Source organism: Paenibacillus azoreducens (assembly GCF_021654775.1).
Lineage (GTDB): Bacteria > Bacillota > Bacilli > Paenibacillales > Paenibacillaceae > Paenibacillus_AQ > Paenibacillus_AQ azoreducens.
On the sequence record NZ_AP025343.1, the window covers coordinates 4,424,052 to 4,442,464 of the forward strand.

The 18,413-nt window shown below is 47.2% G+C and carries 14 protein-coding genes; all 14 read right to left on the reverse strand.

Going from position 1 to position 18,413, the window contains the following annotated elements; genetic code table 11:
- Window positions 1–45: 45 nt before the first annotated feature.
- Window positions 46–1,323, reverse strand: a complete 1,278-nt coding sequence (locus L6442_RS19455) for an MFS transporter (protein ID WP_237099992.1) — start codon at window positions 1,321–1,323, stop codon at window positions 46–48.
- Window positions 1,313–1,999, reverse strand: a complete 687-nt coding sequence (locus L6442_RS19460; RefSeq protein WP_212976714.1) for a TetR/AcrR family transcriptional regulator — start codon at window positions 1,997–1,999, stop codon at window positions 1,313–1,315. The genes L6442_RS19455 and L6442_RS19460 overlap by 11 nt, the downstream gene beginning before the upstream one ends.
- A gap of 472 nt (window positions 2,000–2,471) precedes the next feature.
- The gene (locus L6442_RS19465; RefSeq protein WP_212976715.1) at window positions 2,472–2,855 is read right to left on the reverse strand and encodes a hypothetical protein; all 384 of its coding nucleotides are present in this window, start codon (window positions 2,853–2,855) and stop codon (window positions 2,472–2,474) included.
- Window positions 2,856–3,131: 276 nt separating this feature from the next.
- Window positions 3,132–4,634 (reverse strand): alpha/beta hydrolase family protein, encoded by a 1,503-nt coding sequence (locus L6442_RS19470; protein WP_212976716.1) that lies wholly within the window; start codon window positions 4,632–4,634, stop codon window positions 3,132–3,134.
- A gap of 595 nt (window positions 4,635–5,229) precedes the next feature.
- Window positions 5,230–6,651 carry a sensor histidine kinase gene (locus L6442_RS19475; RefSeq protein WP_212976717.1) on the reverse strand — a complete coding sequence of 474 codons (1,422 nt, stop codon included), beginning with the start codon at window positions 6,649–6,651 and terminating at the stop codon, window positions 5,230–5,232.
- Window positions 6,648–7,325: a response regulator transcription factor gene (locus L6442_RS19480; RefSeq protein ID WP_212976718.1), complete on the reverse strand. Its 678-nt coding sequence runs from the start codon at window positions 7,323–7,325 to the stop codon at window positions 6,648–6,650. Before L6442_RS19480 ends, L6442_RS19475 begins: the two co-directional genes overlap by 4 nt.
- A 790-nt stretch (window positions 7,326–8,115) precedes the next feature.
- Window positions 8,116–8,565, reverse strand: coding sequence for a GtrA family protein (locus L6442_RS19485; protein ID WP_212976719.1), 450 nt, complete (start codon window positions 8,563–8,565; stop codon window positions 8,116–8,118).
- Between the two features lie 21 nt (window positions 8,566–8,586).
- On the reverse strand, window positions 8,587–9,444 hold the full coding sequence (locus L6442_RS19490) for a diguanylate cyclase domain-containing protein (RefSeq protein ID WP_237099994.1): 858 nt from the start codon (window positions 9,442–9,444) through the stop codon (window positions 8,587–8,589).
- On the reverse strand, window positions 9,441–11,522 hold the full coding sequence (locus tag L6442_RS19495; RefSeq protein WP_212976720.1) for a cellulose biosynthesis cyclic di-GMP-binding regulatory protein BcsB: 2,082 nt from the start codon (window positions 11,520–11,522) through the stop codon (window positions 9,441–9,443). Before L6442_RS19495 ends, L6442_RS19490 begins: the two co-directional genes overlap by 4 nt.
- Before the next feature lie 16 nt (window positions 11,523–11,538).
- A complete protein-coding gene (locus tag L6442_RS19500) occupies window positions 11,539–12,789 on the reverse strand; it encodes a glycosyltransferase family 2 protein (RefSeq protein ID WP_212976721.1) in 1,251 nt (416 codons plus the stop codon).
- A 10-nt stretch (window positions 12,790–12,799) separates the two neighbouring features.
- On the reverse strand, window positions 12,800–14,347 hold the full coding sequence (locus tag L6442_RS19505) for a hypothetical protein (RefSeq protein ID WP_212976722.1): 1,548 nt from the start codon (window positions 14,345–14,347) through the stop codon (window positions 12,800–12,802).
- 24 nt (window positions 14,348–14,371) lie between these two features.
- Window positions 14,372–15,883 (reverse strand): glycan biosynthesis hexose transferase WsfD, encoded by a 1,512-nt coding sequence (gene wsfD / locus L6442_RS19510; RefSeq protein WP_237099995.1) that lies wholly within the window; start codon window positions 15,881–15,883, stop codon window positions 14,372–14,374.
- Window positions 15,884–15,921: 38 nt separating this feature from the next.
- Complete coding sequence (locus L6442_RS19515) at window positions 15,922–17,079, reverse strand: hypothetical protein (protein ID WP_237099996.1); 1,158 nt, start codon at window positions 17,077–17,079, stop codon at window positions 15,922–15,924.
- A gap of 37 nt (window positions 17,080–17,116) precedes the next feature.
- Window positions 17,117–18,121 carry a glycosyltransferase gene (locus L6442_RS19520; protein WP_212976723.1) on the reverse strand — a complete coding sequence of 335 codons (1,005 nt, stop codon included), beginning with the start codon at window positions 18,119–18,121 and terminating at the stop codon, window positions 17,117–17,119.
- Between the last annotated feature and the right edge of the window lie 292 nt (window positions 18,122–18,413).

Consider the following 18,413-nt stretch of genomic DNA (forward strand, 5'->3'; position numbering starts at 1 on the left):
ACATCAACAATAAATACTCTCTCCCCTATCCCTTTTCCGGATAAGCTAGTGCTTTTCCAAAGTACGAATAGATTTGACCCGCGGAATCACAAACGCCAGCAGCACCACCAAAATGCCCAATATCATGAACATCATGCCGATGCCGCGTCCCTCGCCGATCCCAATCAATTCGCCAACAGTAGAGGCAAGCGCGCCCCCCTCCCGCAAGAGCGGGTTAAACACATGGTCCGCCAAAAAACCGGAAACGGCATAAGCGGCCACATAACCTAGCTGCGATAAAATGCCGATGATTCCCCAAGCCCGCCCTTGGGCTTCATTCGGAATCGTTTTGCGGATCATGACGTCTGCGCTCGTATTAACAAACGGCAGCGCGGCGAAAAACAGAAATCCCGTGCCTGCGATAAAATACACATTCGTGGTGAGGCCGATCAATGAAAAGAAGACTCCCGCAACACCTAAGCCCGCGGCCAACATATAAATGTATTTGCTGTTGATGCTGAATGTACCGATGAACAGGCTGCCGATCAACATTCCCGCCGCGCTTACCGACAGGACCGTCCCGATCGTTTGAGAATCCGTGATGGGCATCAGCATTGGCGTAAATAAAGTTTGGAGGAATCCCACATAAAAAGTAACGAGGGAAAGAATAACAGTCAACTGCAGCACACCCTTTGCGGCAGCCAAAGTATCCCAGCCTTCTTTTAGCTCTTTGAGAAGCGATTGTCGTTTTTGTGTTTCTTGCTGAGGCGCTTTGAGATTTCTCTTCACGGCAAAAACCGTAAGCATCGTAACCAGAAAGGTCAAGATGTCTATGATCAGAACGCCCCTGATATCCATTATTCCAAGTAAAATTCCTGCGATGACCGGGGAAAGAAGATACTTGGAGGAGGCGGCAAGCTGAACAAGACCGCTGGCTTTGGCAAACTGTTCCTCTGTCAGCAAGTCCGTTATGGTGGCTTTATATGCCGGCTCCAGCAAAGAAACAAAAATCGAGCTGAACGTAACGCCAAGATATATTTTCCAAGGAGAAGGATCGCCAACCAGCATCGATATGAGTATGAATATAAGCCCTATTGCGGAAAACAGGTCGCCAATGATCATCATGAGCCGCCGGTCAAAGCGGTCTGCCAGCACTCCGCCGACGGGGCTCAGCAAAATGGAAGGCAGGAACGCGCAAAGGGTCAATAAAGCGACACTGGTTGCGGTATGCGTCATTTTGTAAATATGAATTCCCAGCGCAAAAGCCGTTAAGCCGCTTCCGATACTGGAGATCCATTCTCCGGTCCATAACACCAAAAACTTTCCGAACGATTTATTGCTCACCTTCCCGGCCCGCCTCCTTTCCCCCATCGCTGTCCGCAAGCTCTGGCTGCGTCTGAATTAATCGGGATACATAGGCGAAACTCCCTTTCTCCGCGCCAAGCATCATCTCCATGTTATAGATAAATGCCTCGATTTTTCGGGCATACTCCTCAGATTCCCAGCTGAATATTCCTTCATCAAACAAAAACTGCGAGGCTGCGAGCAAAATTTCCATCGATTCTTTCGGATATGGATTCCGGAACAGCTTTTCCTTGATCCCCTGTTCGATCACCTCCGTTAAAACGGGAGTGAGCTTATGAATCGTTAATGCTAGGCTGCTCTGGTGAATTTGCGCATTCTCCGGTTGGTGAAACTGTTCTATGAGGCGGCCCTTTCTGCCCGTGTCCGGCTTTTGCGCCATGATGATTTGAAACAGCTTTTCATGAACCGAAAGCCCGTTATTCGAGGCAATTCGTTTCGCGGCCTCTACCCCTGCATCGATATAACGCATTACAACCGCATCCATGACCTCTTCTTTGGATTTAAAATAATAGTAAAAGGTTCCTTTAGCGATACCGATCGCCTGCAAAATATCATTTACCGTCGTTTTGGCATAACCTTTCGTGAAAAAGAGCTGTTCTGCCGCATCCAATATTTCATTTCTGCGCTCTTCCGGTTCTTTTAAAATCCTCGTCATTCGGACCTCCTTTGTATAGACTGACTGTCGGTCTATTATGATTATAGAGGAAGTCCAGATTTTGTCAATCTTAAAAAAATGGGGTGCAATTAAAAAAAAGCGGCTCTTTTACGAGCCGCTTTTGGAATTCATTCGTTGCGGATCATGTCGTGCCTAAAGCGACCGGTACAGGTGCATTTTTTTCTTGATTTGTCTTTAGTACGGTAATTCCCCTTAATTCCCCACGTCATAATTGAAATTGGCAGCAAATGCAGCACGAAGCTCCATAGATTCTGTCCAATGTATATGAGCTGCATAAACCCAGGGACCCCTGAAGGCAGGAATTGCCCAATATGTTGATAAAACGGTGCTAACAATGGGGAAGGAATAATGTTTCCCCCTGTCATTAACATTAGCGGGACAAACAGCAGGTTGAAAAAAGGCACAAAATGGCCAAACAACGCAAGGCCCATCTGCGTGACGCAAATACTCTCTAGAAGACGCAGGATTCGAATAGCCACATTTTCCAAAAAGGCGCAGCGGGTTCAACAAAGAGATGAATGATCGATACAATAATTAATGGGATGAATATAGAAACAAGCAGTAACAGAAGTTGGCGGCTCCAAAATATTTTCCATTTTGCATGTTTTTTCTTCAGCACTAGCGATGAAAGTCTTAAGTGAACATTCATCGTCATCGTAGCAATATATGAAATGAAGCCAAGCAAAATCGGTACCATGGTTATAGCAAAGTTTTCCTGTTGATGGGTTTTGATAATCTCTGCATGCAGAGGCGTGCTTTCTGTATGGCCTCCTATGGCTTTGGATATTCCTTCGGTGATGGAAGTAGCAGCTTTTTTCAGCCGCAGTAGATGCAACTTGCGAGGTTCCCTGGTTAATATAACAGGTCAGCTTCGCTTGACCGGATTTGAGGCCGACCGCGAAGTTCCGGGGAATCACGCCAACCATCGAATAGTCCCCATGCTCCATTTTTTTATTCGCTTCTTCTACGCTGTAGAGAGTCTTCGCTTGAAAAGGAACCGAACTCATGATTTTATTTTGAATGGATTGCCAGCTCTCCCGTCCTAATTGACGATGGCGATATGAAGCTTGTTAATATACTGTGTCGCATTATAGTAACCTGTCATCCAAACTTATGGTCTTTCCTCGGCAAACTTCGAGGTCAGGTATTTCACCTCGGGGTATTCGCCGCTTGGGGCGTCAAGCAAGCTTCCGCCTTTGTGCTTTAAATATTTGTCAAAGAAATCGAGCGTATATGCGTTTACGATAGCGGCCGATCTTGCCGGGCTGATTTTGCCGGTTAATTTGAACTGTTGGAAAAGCGGGGTCAAGAACTGCAAATCTGCTAAATTGTAATGCTCTGTATTCTCGATATATAAAATTTGACCTCCATTTTTAGCCACATGTTCAAGATGTCCAACCTGGGTTTCTGCTCCTTTGATGTCCTTCTCGATCTCTTCTTTTGTGACTCCCTTCTCCTTCAACTCTTCGTCCGTATAGACATAATGTTCTCTGACTTTATTGAAAAGATCGAAACCCATTTCAGAAAACATGAACATAAACGGCTTCGACAAAGGCTTTTTGTCGTAAAGGTAAAGCGAACCGTCCAAATCAATCCCTGCCGTGATTCTAGGATCATAGGCCGCGTCGTATGATGCGGCTCCGCCGAAGGAATGGCCGAACACGCCCACGCGGCCAAGATCGATTTTTCCGTTGAATTCGCTTGGAATTTCTCCGGAATTGATCCGTTCAAGCTGATCCAAGGTGAATGTAATATCGTCCGTCCATACCTTACCGACCTTGTTGCGGTATTGTTTTTCGCCGATCAAATCTTCGTCCGTTTTCATCGTCGTTGTTCGACCATCCGGAAATACGGTAGCTGACGTGCTGTAAGTATGGTCGATGGAGGCAACAATGTAGCCGTGGCTTGCGAGATTTTCCGCCTGGGATGTATGGTATATTTTCGAAGAGCTATATCCATGATTCAGAATGATTAACGGATAAGACGGGCTGAAGCCGGATATCTCGGCATTTTCGTAAGAATGGCTCGAAATGTTTTTCATGTATTCCACAAACATCGTTGGGATTCCAAACGTCTTGGACACCGGTTCTTCCTTTAAAACCTTGTCGGCATCGGAGATAAAAGGCAGCGGCTTCCCCTTCGTATTTTGTGCCGGATACCAAACTTGGACCATCAGCTCCCTTTTGCCTCCTGGCGCATCGCCGAATATTTCTTTCCTGCCTTCATCGACGAAGTGGAAGGTTTGCGTGCCTACTTTAAGGCTGCCTGTCGGCTCCGGCAATTGGAATACCGGAAAAACATACATAAGAGCTCCGGTTAAGAGCAGCGACGCCGTTCCTGCCGAGAAGAGGGTGATAGATAAGAAGCGCGGCATTTTCCAAGCAGCGGTTTTATCGAACAAAGCCAAGACCGAGACGGTCAGAAAAGCGATGGTGATGCAATAAGGGAACAAAAGCTGTATTCTGTAGCCTTCTACTATCAAATGGATGATCAGCAGCAGCGTACCGGTTATGCTGGCAATAAATAACGGCATTCCATTGTTCTTTTTACAGAACATTTTTATAGCTAATAAACCTGCACTGGTTAGAAGAAGTAGAATCTCAAATAGTCTCATCTTGAACTCTCCCGTTATGTTGTAATGTGGATTTCGGAGCTATTATTTCGCCGCGCTATAAGGCCAGACCTTATGGACCTCAAAAGCAAATCCCCGCCGGCTGCAGGAGCGCCTTTCGCAAAGATGCAGCGAATTTCATGGCGGCGGAGGAATCAAAGAATGACCCGTGCTTGTCGCTTTCGCAATATCCCTCCCTCTTTAGCGTAATGGCCTTTACTCTGTGCCCCCGCATTCTCAATGCCCCCATCCTCCTGCCAACGATCATATCTGGCGATTATGAATGGACAGTGAATCGAATATGAACGGAAGATGAACAGGATTAAAAAACGTTTTATTGACCTATGACGACGAAGACAGAGCGCTTTTCGCTGCGGTATTTTGCGTTGATGATGGCCTGACGGTTCCGCCATGCGGGAGTCATCCGGATTCTGGTTCATATGGTTGAAACTTTGCATTAAATGTGTTTTCCCAGGGAATTGACTTTCCCGATATCTAAAAAAGCCCCACAAAGTGGAGCCTATGCTTCGATGCTTATTCCAAATACTTTGCGGGGGCCCCAAAAAACTTATAAATTCTATAATCGTAAAAAAGCCCCTTACGGAAAATTCCGTTCAGAGGCTTTAAGCGTCGATACATTTTGCTTGGCAGAGCTTATAGAATTAGAACTACGCCTGCCGGGAAAAACGACTTTGAGAACGGTATCTGTACCGGGGGAGCTGCGAACGATGAAAATCCGGCCTTCGTGCAGCTCAACGATCTTCCTCACGATCGCAAGGCCAAGCCCGCTGCCCTTGGAAGATCGATTTCGCGACCGGTCCGCTTTGTAGAACCGTTCGAAAATATGGTTGACCTGATCCGGAGAGATGCCTATTCCCGTATCGGCGACCGTCACTTCGATCCCGCTCGTAGTGGAGCGTAAGCCGATACTGACCTTGCCGCCTTCGGGCGTGAATTTAATGGCGTTGCCTAGCAAATTCAACCAAACCTGATTTAATTGATCCGGATCGGCGGTAATATAGACTTCCGGCAGATCGAGTTCGATAGTGATGCGCTTGCCGGACCAATGCGGCTCCAGCGCCACGGCAACTTGGCGGATTTGTTCGTCGAGCGCGAACGTCATCGGCTCGAATGGATGATGCTCTGACTCCAGAGAGGCCAGATGGAGCAAATTGTCGCTAAGCCTTGAAAGCCTTTCGCTTTCGCCCGCAATGATATCCAGGTACCGCTCCCGTTTCTCGCCGGGGATAACGCCATCCCGCAGCGCTTTGGCGAAGCCGGCAATGGAAGTCAGCGGCGACTGCATCTCGTGGGACACGTTGGACACGAAATCTTGACGCATTTGCTCTATTTGCTTAAGCTCCCGCACCATATGATCGAAGCTTCGCGACAGTATCCCAAGCTCGTCCTTTCGGTTCAGGTTCAGCTCGACGCCGAAGTCGCCGCGGGCCATTCGCTCCGTGGCGTCGGTCATGCTGCGAATCGGCCTGACTAGGAAGCGGGAAGCGATCAAAAAGATGAGGCTGCCGACACCGAACATGATCAGCAGGAACGTAATTAAAATCCTTGGCAGCGAAACGTCGTTGTTGTATACCGGCATAACGAACAAGGCATACGTTTCTCTGTTCAGTTCAAAGGGACGGCCGACGATTTCCGTTTCTCCGCCGTCCGATATGACCGTTTCCCCGTTCAATACCTGCGCGGCCTCCTCTGCCGTTACGTGAATCCCGTCCGTCGCATGTACGGCGTTAAGAACGAAGACGTCACCGCTGCGGCCGATGATGCGGATCGAGTAGTTGCGCAGGGCACGCACATTGTTGCGAAGCGATTCCTCGCCTTGATCTGCGGTGTTGGCATAAATATCGACAAGGTCATTTGCGACAGACATTGTCTCTTGATGGACCTCCTTCGCCATCTGTTTCTGAAAGATCGTCCAGGTGAACATAAAGGCGATAGTCATTCCAACGCTAACCGCAAGCAGAAAGATGAGAACCACGCGGACGTACAATGAACGTATCATCCGTTCACCTCAAGGCGGTAACCGATTCCGCGCACCGTCTCGATCCGGAATTGGTCGGCATCGCTCGCGAACCGTTCACGCAGCCGTTTGATATGGACATCGACGGTGCGGTCATCCCCATCGTAACCGAGTCCCCATATTTGTTCGATCAGTTGACCTCTTGTGAAAATTTGCCCTGGATAGCTGGCCAGCTTGTACAACAGCTCGAACTCCTTTAGCGGCAGCGCGAGCGGCTCGTCGCCGCGGAACACTTTATAAGCTTGCCGGTTCAAAAGCAGCTTGCCAAGCCTAATCGTCTGAGTCGACGTAATCCGGTAACGCTTCAGCAGCGCCTTGACCCGCATGACCAACTCCAACGCATCGAACGGCTTGGTCATATAATCGTCGGTTCCAAGCCGAAATCCTTTTACCTTATGCGCGGGTTCCCCTTTGGCGGAAATCATCATGAGCGGTAAATCGGGATATTCCGCGCGCAGCGCACTGCATAATTGCCAGCCGTCCATACCTGGCATCATAATATCGAGAATGACGAGATCGGCCTGCACGCTCTTAACCGCTGCCAGCGCCGCCGCGCCGTCTTCCGCATACGTCACTTCAAATCCTTCACTCTCCAAATAAACACCGATCAACTCACAAATATGCTCGTCGTCATCCGCAACTACAATATGGGCCATTCTTTTCTCTCCTCTTCTCCTTATGTAGCTCCATTATATCGCGGTCGCCTAAAATTTGGATAGCCGCGGGTAATGGATTAGTATGATTTGAAGCATTCGAAGAATTTACATTCATTGTGGAATTTACACTTAATTGGGTAATTTAAGACTAAATAGGATAATTAATTTATAACGGGGCTCAACCTTTAATGAACACAGGAACACAGGGGGCCGCTATTGAGGGGAATTTCGACCATTTCGATTTCTAACGGACACAGCGGACGCTATATGGGCTAATTTCGGTCATTTTGATTTCTAACGGACACAGTTGCAGCTATTTAGTGTAAAATGCCCTTTTTTCGACGGATTGATGCTATTAAGCGCTGTGGTGACCGTTAGAATTTGAAAATGGCTGTTTTGCGCGAATTAGCGTCCATGGTGTCCGTTAGGCGTTGGTATGATCCGGTTAGGCTCCCCGTTCGCCGCTTAAAGAGCGCAAAGGGTGAGCTCACTTTGTCCTGGAGAGAAATAATTTGTTCATCTTAACATAAGTTATGGTGTTCTGCTTCTTCATCCATCTTATCGCACTTTGTCGTGTCTCTCCCTCCTTCATCCGCCCTACCGCACGTTGTTTGTCTCTCCCTCCTTCGTCATCCTACCGCACGCTGCTGTGTCCCCCTCCTTTCTTCATCCTACCGCACTCTGCTGTGTCCCCCCCTTCTTCACCCATCAAATGGGAAACATAAAAAGGGTCGTACCCTTACAGATACTCATCTGCGAAGGAACGACCCTATTTTAATAGCGTTCAATTTCACATCCCGCTACCAGCATGTCTTATAGCTTCATCATTGCCGCGAGTTTCCGCACGAAACACCCACCAGCGGCTTCCGGCAAAGTTAAGCACCACTCCCAAAAGGGTTGCTGTCCCTTTGCTGATCCATAGCGAGATTCCGATCTGTTCGTGTAAAAGCAGCATGCAAGCGGAAGTAATTCCAAGTGTCAGTACATTCAGTAGAAGAAAACGAAGCAGCCCCTTTACAATCGCCCCCTGCTGTTTGAACGTAAATTTGCGGTTCATAAGGAAGCTGTTCAGCACCCCGTAGCCGTAGGCAAACACCTGCGCCACCAGCCAAGGCAGTTGCCACCAGGTTAAAAGCGTAAATACAGCGACGTCTACGCCAGTATTCAAGATCCCTACTAAGCCAAAGATTATAAAGGAGCGAAAGGACTCACGTGTCGCATTAGAATTCATAGACTTCATAGGGACCACAGACCTCACCTTCTATACATCATATTCCATCTTCTGGCGCGCTTTCGCGATAAAATCAAGCGGTTCCTCAATCTCGTCAGGGTTATACTGAATCGCTCCGACCGTAAGTTTCATGTCAAGTTTGTACTTGTTGGAGAATTCGATCGTGTTAAACGATTCGACCTTTTCTTTCAGGCGCTGCACAACCACTTTTGCGCCGTCTTGATCGGTAAACAGCAGCAGGCCCCAGGTCGGATGATCCGCATTCAACATATATAGGGAGTCATTCATACGGATGCTTGTCTCGCTCATCCTCGAAATGTCATAGATCATTTCCGTGACCTGGGCTTCGCTGATCATCCGGCTCATTTCATCCCAATGTTTTACCGTCATCACTAGCAGCGTTAACGGGATCTCATAACGATTGGAAAGCGCCATAAAAATGGTTGCGTCGCTTTGAAAGGAGCGGCTGTTTTTCAAGTTTGTGCGTTCATCCAATGTCGCGAGCGAAGCATTTCTTTTTTGCAGCTGCTCCGCCTCCTGCTGCAAACGCCGGTTGGCAAAGGTCAGAAGCGCAATGACCGCCGTTAAAACAGGCGTCATGATTAACCAGTAATAATGGTAGCTTTGCAGCGGTTCCCCGACAACGACGGTTTGATAAATGGTATAGGTTCCGTAGCCGAATATAAATACGATATTAAGGATAAGCCCGACGGTGATGTTGGTAAAATAAGTGATGACCGCAATCAAAAAAGATACATTAAGCAGGATCATATTGATCATATAGTGATCCGGTTCTCCCGCCGTAAACACAATATGAATAAAACAAATCACAAACAGCAGCAAAAAGGCTGTATCCGACAGCAAACTATTCTGATAGCGCTTCATCATTCCCCACCCGCTCTCTTTCTGTACTTACGAATCAGGAGAACTAGCGATACGATTACCAGAATGCCGGTAAGCCCCAGCGCCACAATGAAGCCCATGACATCCTTTCGTTCGGTAATCTGAGCGATCATGCCATGATCAGCCTGCTCAGCTTGTTTCTTGAAGCGGAAGGCCTTGGTATTGCCATCTGCATCTGTAACAACCCCATCCCCATAGACCTTCCATTTCGCACTATCCGTAGCCAGCAGATTCGAAGCCAAATAGTTGTATTTGGAGCTTGCCCCGGTCACGGCGAGCCAGCCATAACCCTGATTATAGGGAGATTTCATCAGCTGGAGTGTCCCGATCCGCTTGCCATAGTTTTCTTCGATGCTCATTTTCTCGTTGGACAACAGCCTAGTCCCATCAGGACTGTATTGAAAGAAAAGCTTGCCGTTTTGCTTTTGCAACCAGGCATTGTCCTTGTATGAGCCAATCGATATGAGATTGTACTGCTGCAGTTTTGAATCTGCTGGTATTTCCGAAATTTTATAAAAGGTTACTTCACCTGTGTTGGCTTCCGCATACTTGCCGAGCAAATGAAACAGATTTCCGATCGTAAGATAACCATAGGAATCCATCTTCTCAGGCAGCAGCACCGCGATTTTGTTGTAGCTTGCATCTCTTAAAAAAGGGTTAGGATAATTATTGAACAATAAGTCCGTACGGTCTTTGGTATTTAACTGCAGAAGAGAATCCTTTGTAATGTAAGCCCAAGGCATCTGATCCTGAAGTTCGATACAGCCTGCGCTTTTCAGCTCCAGGTCAAAAGCCGCCGTGACAGTGAAACTGCCCGAAACCTCAAGATTTTTCGGAATCGTCAGCGTAAGCCGGTCCTGATTGGACATTTCTTTCGTCAGCTTTTTGCTGCCAATCGGCGTGTCATTAATCAAAATCGTGATGAGAGAGCGATCAAAATCCAGATTGTCCGAATATCGAAAATCAAGATTGATTTTGCTTGAATCGGCAATAAAACGGTTTGCCGGCAGCGACACGAAGTAGCTCTTCTCTTGATGCATCATGCCGGTGAGTTTATCACCTGTCTCCGTAAGCGTGACGTCCCGGCTCACATTGATTGCCGGTGTTTCCACGTCCGTGTCCGCGTCCACCCATTTTTCAGGTCCATCCAGTTGGTCGACCAACATCTGATTGCCGAGCAAACGGCCTGCTTTTTTAAGCATGAGAGGATCCTCTGACGTCACGATAAGCGCAGGTCCTGCTCCTGCATTCGCCACGCGGATCAGCGCTTTGTCATGGACGTCGACTTGTCCCAGTGCTTGCTTCCACTTGTCAGGCAGATGATTGTATAAGGCAACGATCACAACCGTTTCGTGCTGGTCAAGTGCCTTGTCATCGAGAGACAGCATCGGAATCGTATTGTCTTCCGAGCGGTTGCTCTTGGCAAAGCCGGAAAGAGCGTATACAGCTGCTTCAAGCTCCTGGGAGTCGCTGTCGTTTGGAACCGCAAGCGCGCTCCGCTTGTCTTTTAACGTATCCAGACCGACGAACTGCTGATTGAAATTTCGGATGCTATTGCCTATGTCTTGTTTCGTATAATTGATTTGGGCGTATGAAGTTTTGTACAGCTCCAGCCAATTGTCCCGCTTCTCCGTAGGCACACAAAGGCGATCAGGCAGATTCGTCAAAATATAACCTTCGATCGACAGCGTATTGCTCCCTGGAATCAGCAAATCTTTTGGAACCGATACGGTTAAGTTCTGCTTCTTATCCTGGGCGGGGCGGAAGGAATAGAACTTGGTGCCATTCATCTTCAGCGTTACACTGGACTCTTCCTTTCTTGCCAGTTGAGTCGCCTGATAATCCAAATGCAGCGTCAGTTCGCTAACGTTCCAGTAATCCTCCAACCGAATATACATCGAACGCGATGCGGTAACTCCGGATAATGAGACATTAGCATTGGTTAACGATGTCTCGTAGGTTAATCGATTGCTGCCTGCATCGGGCTGGGCGTATACCTGACCGCAGGAAATCACGAATAAAATAAAGCAAAGAATGCCGGAGATCATTGATCTTGGTTTCACGTTTCTCCCCCTTGTCTTAATAACGTTCGGTTTTGTACCATTTGACTTCCCTTTTAAAAATCAAATCCTTAATATAGTTGTATAAACCGTAAGCAGCTACAACCATCCATAACTGACAGTAAGATATGTACATCAGCATGATGATCCACAGATTCGACAGTCGCATTTCTCCTTTTTCCGTAATCAACGTAATAAAGGTACCGGTCACAAATAAAATGACGGCAAGCAGCCATAAAAATGAGCTGAGCCCGGCAATTGTCGTATGGACAAGCCCAAGTGCATATAAAATGAGCAGCACGTCAGACATGATAAGCGAAGTCAGCAATAAGAAATAGATCGATAAGAAATAAAGAAGATCGAAATGTATCCGTTTTGCTGACCGGTCGAACAGCAGCGGCAAATTTTTAACAATAACATAAATATTGCCCTTCGCCCACCTTGTCCGCTGCTTGAACCATACCTTTAACGTTTGCGGCTCCTGCTCCCACGTTACGGACTTGGGCTGGAACTTGATGCGGTAGCCCATCATATAGATGCGAAAGCTGATTTCCGTGTCCTCCGCAATTGCCTTGACGTCCCAGCCCCCGATAGCCTCAATGATCTCCCGGCGCATAATGAAGTTGGTGCCTGGAATGGTACACAGCTTGAAGAGTTTCCATCTTCCTGCCTGAGCCATCCATTGGAAAGACAAAGTCTCAATATTGATAAAGCGGGTCAAAAGGTTCGCAAAACGATTGCGGGTGCGGAACTTCCCGATCACCGCCCCAAGCGTGGGATCATGCGTAATTTCCCCGACAAGATAACGGAGAGCCGTCTTCTCCGGCGTATTGTCGGCGTCGTAGATGGCGATAAATTCTCCCCTGCTTTGCTTAAAACCAATGTTCAGTGCATTCGACTTCCCTTTTCCGCCCGTAACGTGGTCCGTGTTAATCACGATCAATTGGCGCTCTTTGTACTTGGCTTGAAGCCTCGCAAGCAATTCGCTGCTGTTATCGCTCGAATTGTCATTAATCACGATAATCTCATAGCGGTCATGCGGATAATCAAGCGCAAGCAGCGCCTCCACCGTTTGCGTAATGACCTTGCCTTCGTTATGGGCGGGAACCATCAGCGAGACAAAGGGGACGTCCTCAGGAAGCGGCGGCACCTCTCGCTTTTCATTTTCTATATAGTACAGGTAGCCGGAAATAATCAGCACGACATTAACGAGAAGCAACGACCATATACTGATGACGGCAATCAGCATCAAGATGTCTGCAGCGGTCATGACTGCCTCCTTACTTGTAAAATTTCCGTTTGTACATGCGATACCCAATAATCAGGAATCCGCAAAATACGACTAAGGTAATGAAAATAATGACGATAAAAATCTTGTTCTGAACCGTAAACCAGGTCTCAAAACTCTTTTGCCCATGCTGTTTATATACATAGTCGGAACTCGTTTCCACATGGCTTGCCTGAATCCCAAGGTTGACCCCATTAAGAACAAGCGAACCGCGCTCTGATTTCAACTCGTTGGTTTCGGTTTTTACGCTGTGGGCTTCCGTTTTGTAATCTTCAAAGGTGATCCAGCTATTTTTGAGCCCATCAACCAGACTCTCAAGTTCGGACTCTTTCTCTACAAAGTTAAATGTAATCGCAGTATCCATCGGCAGCGGCTTGATCAAACGGTCATCGGCAAGGTAGCGCTTCAGAAACTCCGGATTCACGCTGTAAAGCGAGGACGGGAACGCTTCGGACCGATTTCGTTTCGCTTTATAGATCGGACGCGCGTCCGGAAAAAGAATCACGGAGTCAAAAAACGCCATCCCTTCCGAAACGTAATGTTCGTCATACGACCAATACATCTCGGTTCCCATCCCTAAAGGCACGATTCCATCTTGTGCCAGCACATCGATAAAATGCTCCATCTGATGGTACAAGCTGCGATCCAGGTCCTGAATGGTAGAAGCCACGACAGGCGCTTCAACCAGGACGGTACCATTGCGGGACTGAACATATTTTAAGGTATTCATATAACGCTTCATGGCAGGATAATCGGTATTGTTGAATACCGGGTGTACACTTACGATGAACGGGATGCCCGCCTCAAACAGCTCATCCGACATTCGCTCCAGCAGGCTCAGGTCCGAAAAAGGATATATCTCTTTGAAAACAAGGAAATAGTGACTTTTTTGATCCTCCTGAAGCCAGTCCTTAAGTACGTAGGACACAGCAATCTCGCTTAGAGTGTCCCTCTCCATAAAAGGAACATAAGCATATGCCCCCCTCTGCACCGCGTAGGGATAGCTTGTACCCAATGCTTGTACCTTTAGAGTGCCGTACCGCCTAATCTCAGCTTGTTTCGAATCAAAAAAATATGGGACGCTGATGGATTTCTCTGCAAACGGCCCGATCGAAAGATCCGCCACTTTCTGTACGGCTTGAACCTGAAGTCCTAGCATTTGTGCCAGCTTGTCTCTCGGCCTTTCCCCAATGTAGAGAAAATCTCCTTGATAAGACTGCAGGTCTTTGAAAAATTCACTTTGTTCCTCCAAAAGATCGGAACGGTTGCGCACCTCGATAAGTTTGGAATAGTTGTTAAGCGACCCGGCAGTATAGGAATCGACGGATTCGGCCGTCACCTGAACCCTAAATGATGCAAGCAGGCGCTTTAAAGCCTCCACGTTGCCTTCATGCTTCGTTCCCATCCCCAGGCTGTCATACACGATAAGAACCGAAGGAAGAGACGGATGATCAGCCGCTTGTACCGGTACTGCCGGAAGAACAAGGCTTGATATGAGCAGCACCAGCACCATAACATTCCAAGAATGTTTTCGTCTCAATGAATCGCCCCCCTTTCTTCCGATTTAATTCTGCACCGCTACTGATTTTTCTTGAGCCGCCGGCTTGTTCTGCCACAGATTCCGGCACAATGCATCTGCGACTGCGGTGAACGTTACCAAATCAAAAGCAGCCGTAAATAAAAATTCATGCTTCGACAAGTCCGCATCCCCTGCGCCAATGATCGAAACAAAGATTCCAGACAGCCCCATGAACATCAGCATGAGTATCAAAGGCAAGCGAACCATGCTTCGTACATCTCTGGCCTTCATCGCAGCGACGAAATGAGGGGCATACATCCCCGTAACGACCAGCATCCAGATGACAATGAAGCCGAATGTTTTGGGAGCAAGCGCTTTTTTCAGCTCACTATATCCGGAAAAAAACTTCGTCTGCGCCCCAAAGGGTTTTCCTGCAGACTTCTCATAGTTTCCCATCGCCGGCGGGCGGATGGTGAACGCGTTTTTAGCGGCAAGGTCCATCATTTTTCCTGCTTGATCAGGATGGGTTATATAATAAGCAAGAATGGATACGAAGCCATAGTGATTGTAAAAATTGTCCTCGAGAATTTTGGAATTCACATCCACCGTCGTGTATGGCTCGTAATAGATGCTTTCATTGAGAACGGCATATTGCTTGTTAATCCCAAAAGATTTCAGCGTTGCTTCAGGGTCTTCGGATTGCATCAGCACGCCGCGTGTCATGGCATGGTATTGGTTGATGTTGACGAACTCCTTTGGAATCAGCACATAAGTAGCAATGCCCGCAAGCATTAGAAAAGCGAGCGAAGACGCCACCATGGCCCGATAACCTCGCTGCTTCCGCACAAAAATAAAAATGATTCCCATCACGGCGATAATGATGCCGACAGGCGCATTTTGCTGTTTGCTTGTTGTAAGGAAGAGGCCGCTTATAAAAAAGATAATCATCATCGCATAATCAGAGTATCTTTTGCGGAACAGCAATAAACCGGAGGCGAATAAATAAATGAGCATAATCCAAACCATACTCTCGCTGAAGAACGAGTTGAAGAAAGCCGTATAGGCGGTATCCGCAAATAAAAACACAGCCAAAACGGCTACCAAATAACCGTATTTCGGTTTCATTTTCCAGGTTAATGCCTCAACGAACAAATAGACGGCCACCGTATACAATATCGTCAATAGCGCCGCTTGAACCCGGATGTCAAATACCTGCTGATTAAATAATTGATTGATCCAAACCGATAAACGTATTAGAAGGGATTGCGAGGACGTTAAGGTAGCTCCATTTTCGTTGAAATATTGGAATATTCCGAATTGCTTATTAAAATGGCCCAGATACAAACTATCATAGTCGGGGTTGTTGAAATACAGCCCATTGCTGTACAAAACACGGAAATAGTCCCCGTTGTCAGCCATCCCGATGTAAGGCGGCACGAACAGTGCGATAACCGTGATGATCAGCACCAGCGACGCTGCCAGCAGAGACGGAGAAATATAGCGGCTGAGGACAGTCATCCTGTAACCGAGCTTTTTTAACCAAAGAGCCTTTGCCAATGCTATACACCTGCTTTCATTTCCGCAAACGCCCGGCTCTAGTGGGCATATGCGAGCAATGCCATCAAATTGTCAAATGAAAAAGCTTGTTTCGTCGCCGGATCCCCGTAGCCGCCGTACAGCGGGCTTGTCTTATCGGTCACCCGGTACTTCTCCATCTGCTGTATGCTGTCCTTATACAAATCAACGTCACCCAGCACAGAACCAATCATAGCCGTTATGGCATAGATCGCGGTTGACTGGATCTGATTCTGCGGGATGCCGTTTTTGTCATATTGGCCGTACAATGTTCCGTTCTTCACATGTTCTTTCAAGTAAGCGATGCTTTCGGGATGCTCAAGACCGGCCTCGGATAACGTAAGGATCGTTAGCACCGACTCAACTGTGTTAATCCCTTCCGAACGGTATGTATCCGTACCATAATGATATCTCGTCTCGTAAAAGGGAAAGGCGTCCGACAAATATCCGTTTTGGATGATTTTCTGCATATTTTCGATCAAAGCGGTTTGCTGCTTTGCAGGGATGGCCAGCCGTTTCAATGTCGTTAGATCAATATAACATAACGTCACAAAATCATTTGTAACCTTATAGGTTTCGTCGTAAAAATCGTAAAGCTTGTCGTCCTTGACGTTAAAGTTATAGAACCGTTTGCCGTAGGCGTCAGCCAATTCGACATAATCCTTGGAATGAAACTGATCCCCTGCATCATACAAGGCTCTAATGATCCGAAGGTCGTCGACGGCGGCATTGATCGTGTATTTCTTATCCTGCTTGGGACTGAAACGGTAGCTAAAACCTGAAGGAAGATCAAATATTTGCTTTGCGCGCTCCCATTCGGCTTGAAAAGCATCCTTCTGATTCGTTAGCACATCATAACGCATCAACAGGCCTGCGGATTCGCTCAAAATCTCGTGACCTGTGGCAGCCGTATCCGACTCGCTGCTATCCTCAAAATTCGTATAGGCTCCATATGGCCCGTACATTTTGCTCATGACAAAACGTTCAGTGTCCTCGCGATGATGCTGCAATTTCAACTGATCACTAAAATGCGTATTATGGGCAGCAGTCGGATTTTCTGGACCTGTAGGCTTTTCCGAATTTTTCGGCTGTCCATTTTGGATCGTGGGACTGTCGCAGGCCGTAAGAACATTTAGTGCCAAAATGACGCTCATCCCGCATGTCCAAAAATTTTTCACCGTCCTACCTCCTGCTTTAGGCACGTTTTTCCGGGTATTATTTGGAAACGAACTCAGACTGTCGGTATTCTCTTGGATACGTCTCATGTTTATGAATTTCATCATGTGGGTAGTGGAGGGTCTCTCTTATAATATACTGAGGTCTGTTTTTGCTTTCGTCATATATTCGGGCTATATATTCACCCATAATGCCCAGCGACAGCATCTGGACACCGCTAAACAAAGTAATGGCGGTCATAATAGACGTCCAACCCCGCTCTACTGCAGGAAGATCAAACAGCTTCGCGCACAAGGAGTATACCAGCACCACAAAAGCAAGCACGACCGTCAACATCCCCATCCGGGTGATCAGTTTTAGCGGTTTGGACGAAAAAGAAAAAATTCCGTCAGAAGCAAAAGCGATCATCTTGCGCAGCGGATATTTCGTTTCACCCGCGGCCCGCTCATCCCGGTCATATTCCACGAAGGTCTGGTTAAATCCAATCCAACTGATGATCCCGCGAATAAATTTGTTTCGCTCCGTCATTCGGTTAAATACATGCACGACCTTGCGGTCGATCAAACGAAAATCCCCCGTATCCCGCGGGATATGGGTATCTGACATACGCTGAAGAAAGCGATAGAACAAAGAAGCCGACGCAAGCTTGAACAGCGTTTCGCCTTTACGTTTTCTTCGTTTTCCGTATACGACGTCGTATCCTTCCTTCCACTTCTCCAGCATGTCATGAATCACTTCGGGAGGGTCCTGCAAATCCGCATCGATAATGACGACACAGTCGCCTCTTGATTGGTTGATGCCCGCCGTAACCGCTGCCTGATGACCAAAATTTCTGGCAAAGTTTATAACCCGAACGTGGTCATCCTCCCTTGCCAGCTCATCCAAAATGCTCATCGTGCGGTCCTTGCTCCCATCGTTTACAAAGAGAAGCTCGTATGCATAACTTGTGTCGATCATTACGTCCGTTAATGCGCTGTAGCACTGCCGGATGACCTCTTCCTCATTGTAAGCGGGGACAACAACCGATATGCATTTATCGTCCATCCATCCCACTCCTTATGACCTTATGAACTTATATCATCACTAGGCCTGGATGCCTAATGAATAAATATCTTTGAAAGAATAAATTTAATATTATTCAAATTATTAAACTCTAACACCTACAATATAACACATGAAATTGCCGCAGCTATCGACAAATTTTAGAATTTCTTGCCTTTAACCCCTCCTTTTCGCCGAATATCTAAGTTTTTTTCATAGTTTTCATTCTTTTTCATGAATTTTTACTCGATCTAAGAGCATGCATCAATCGTACTATCGCTTCAAACTGTACTAT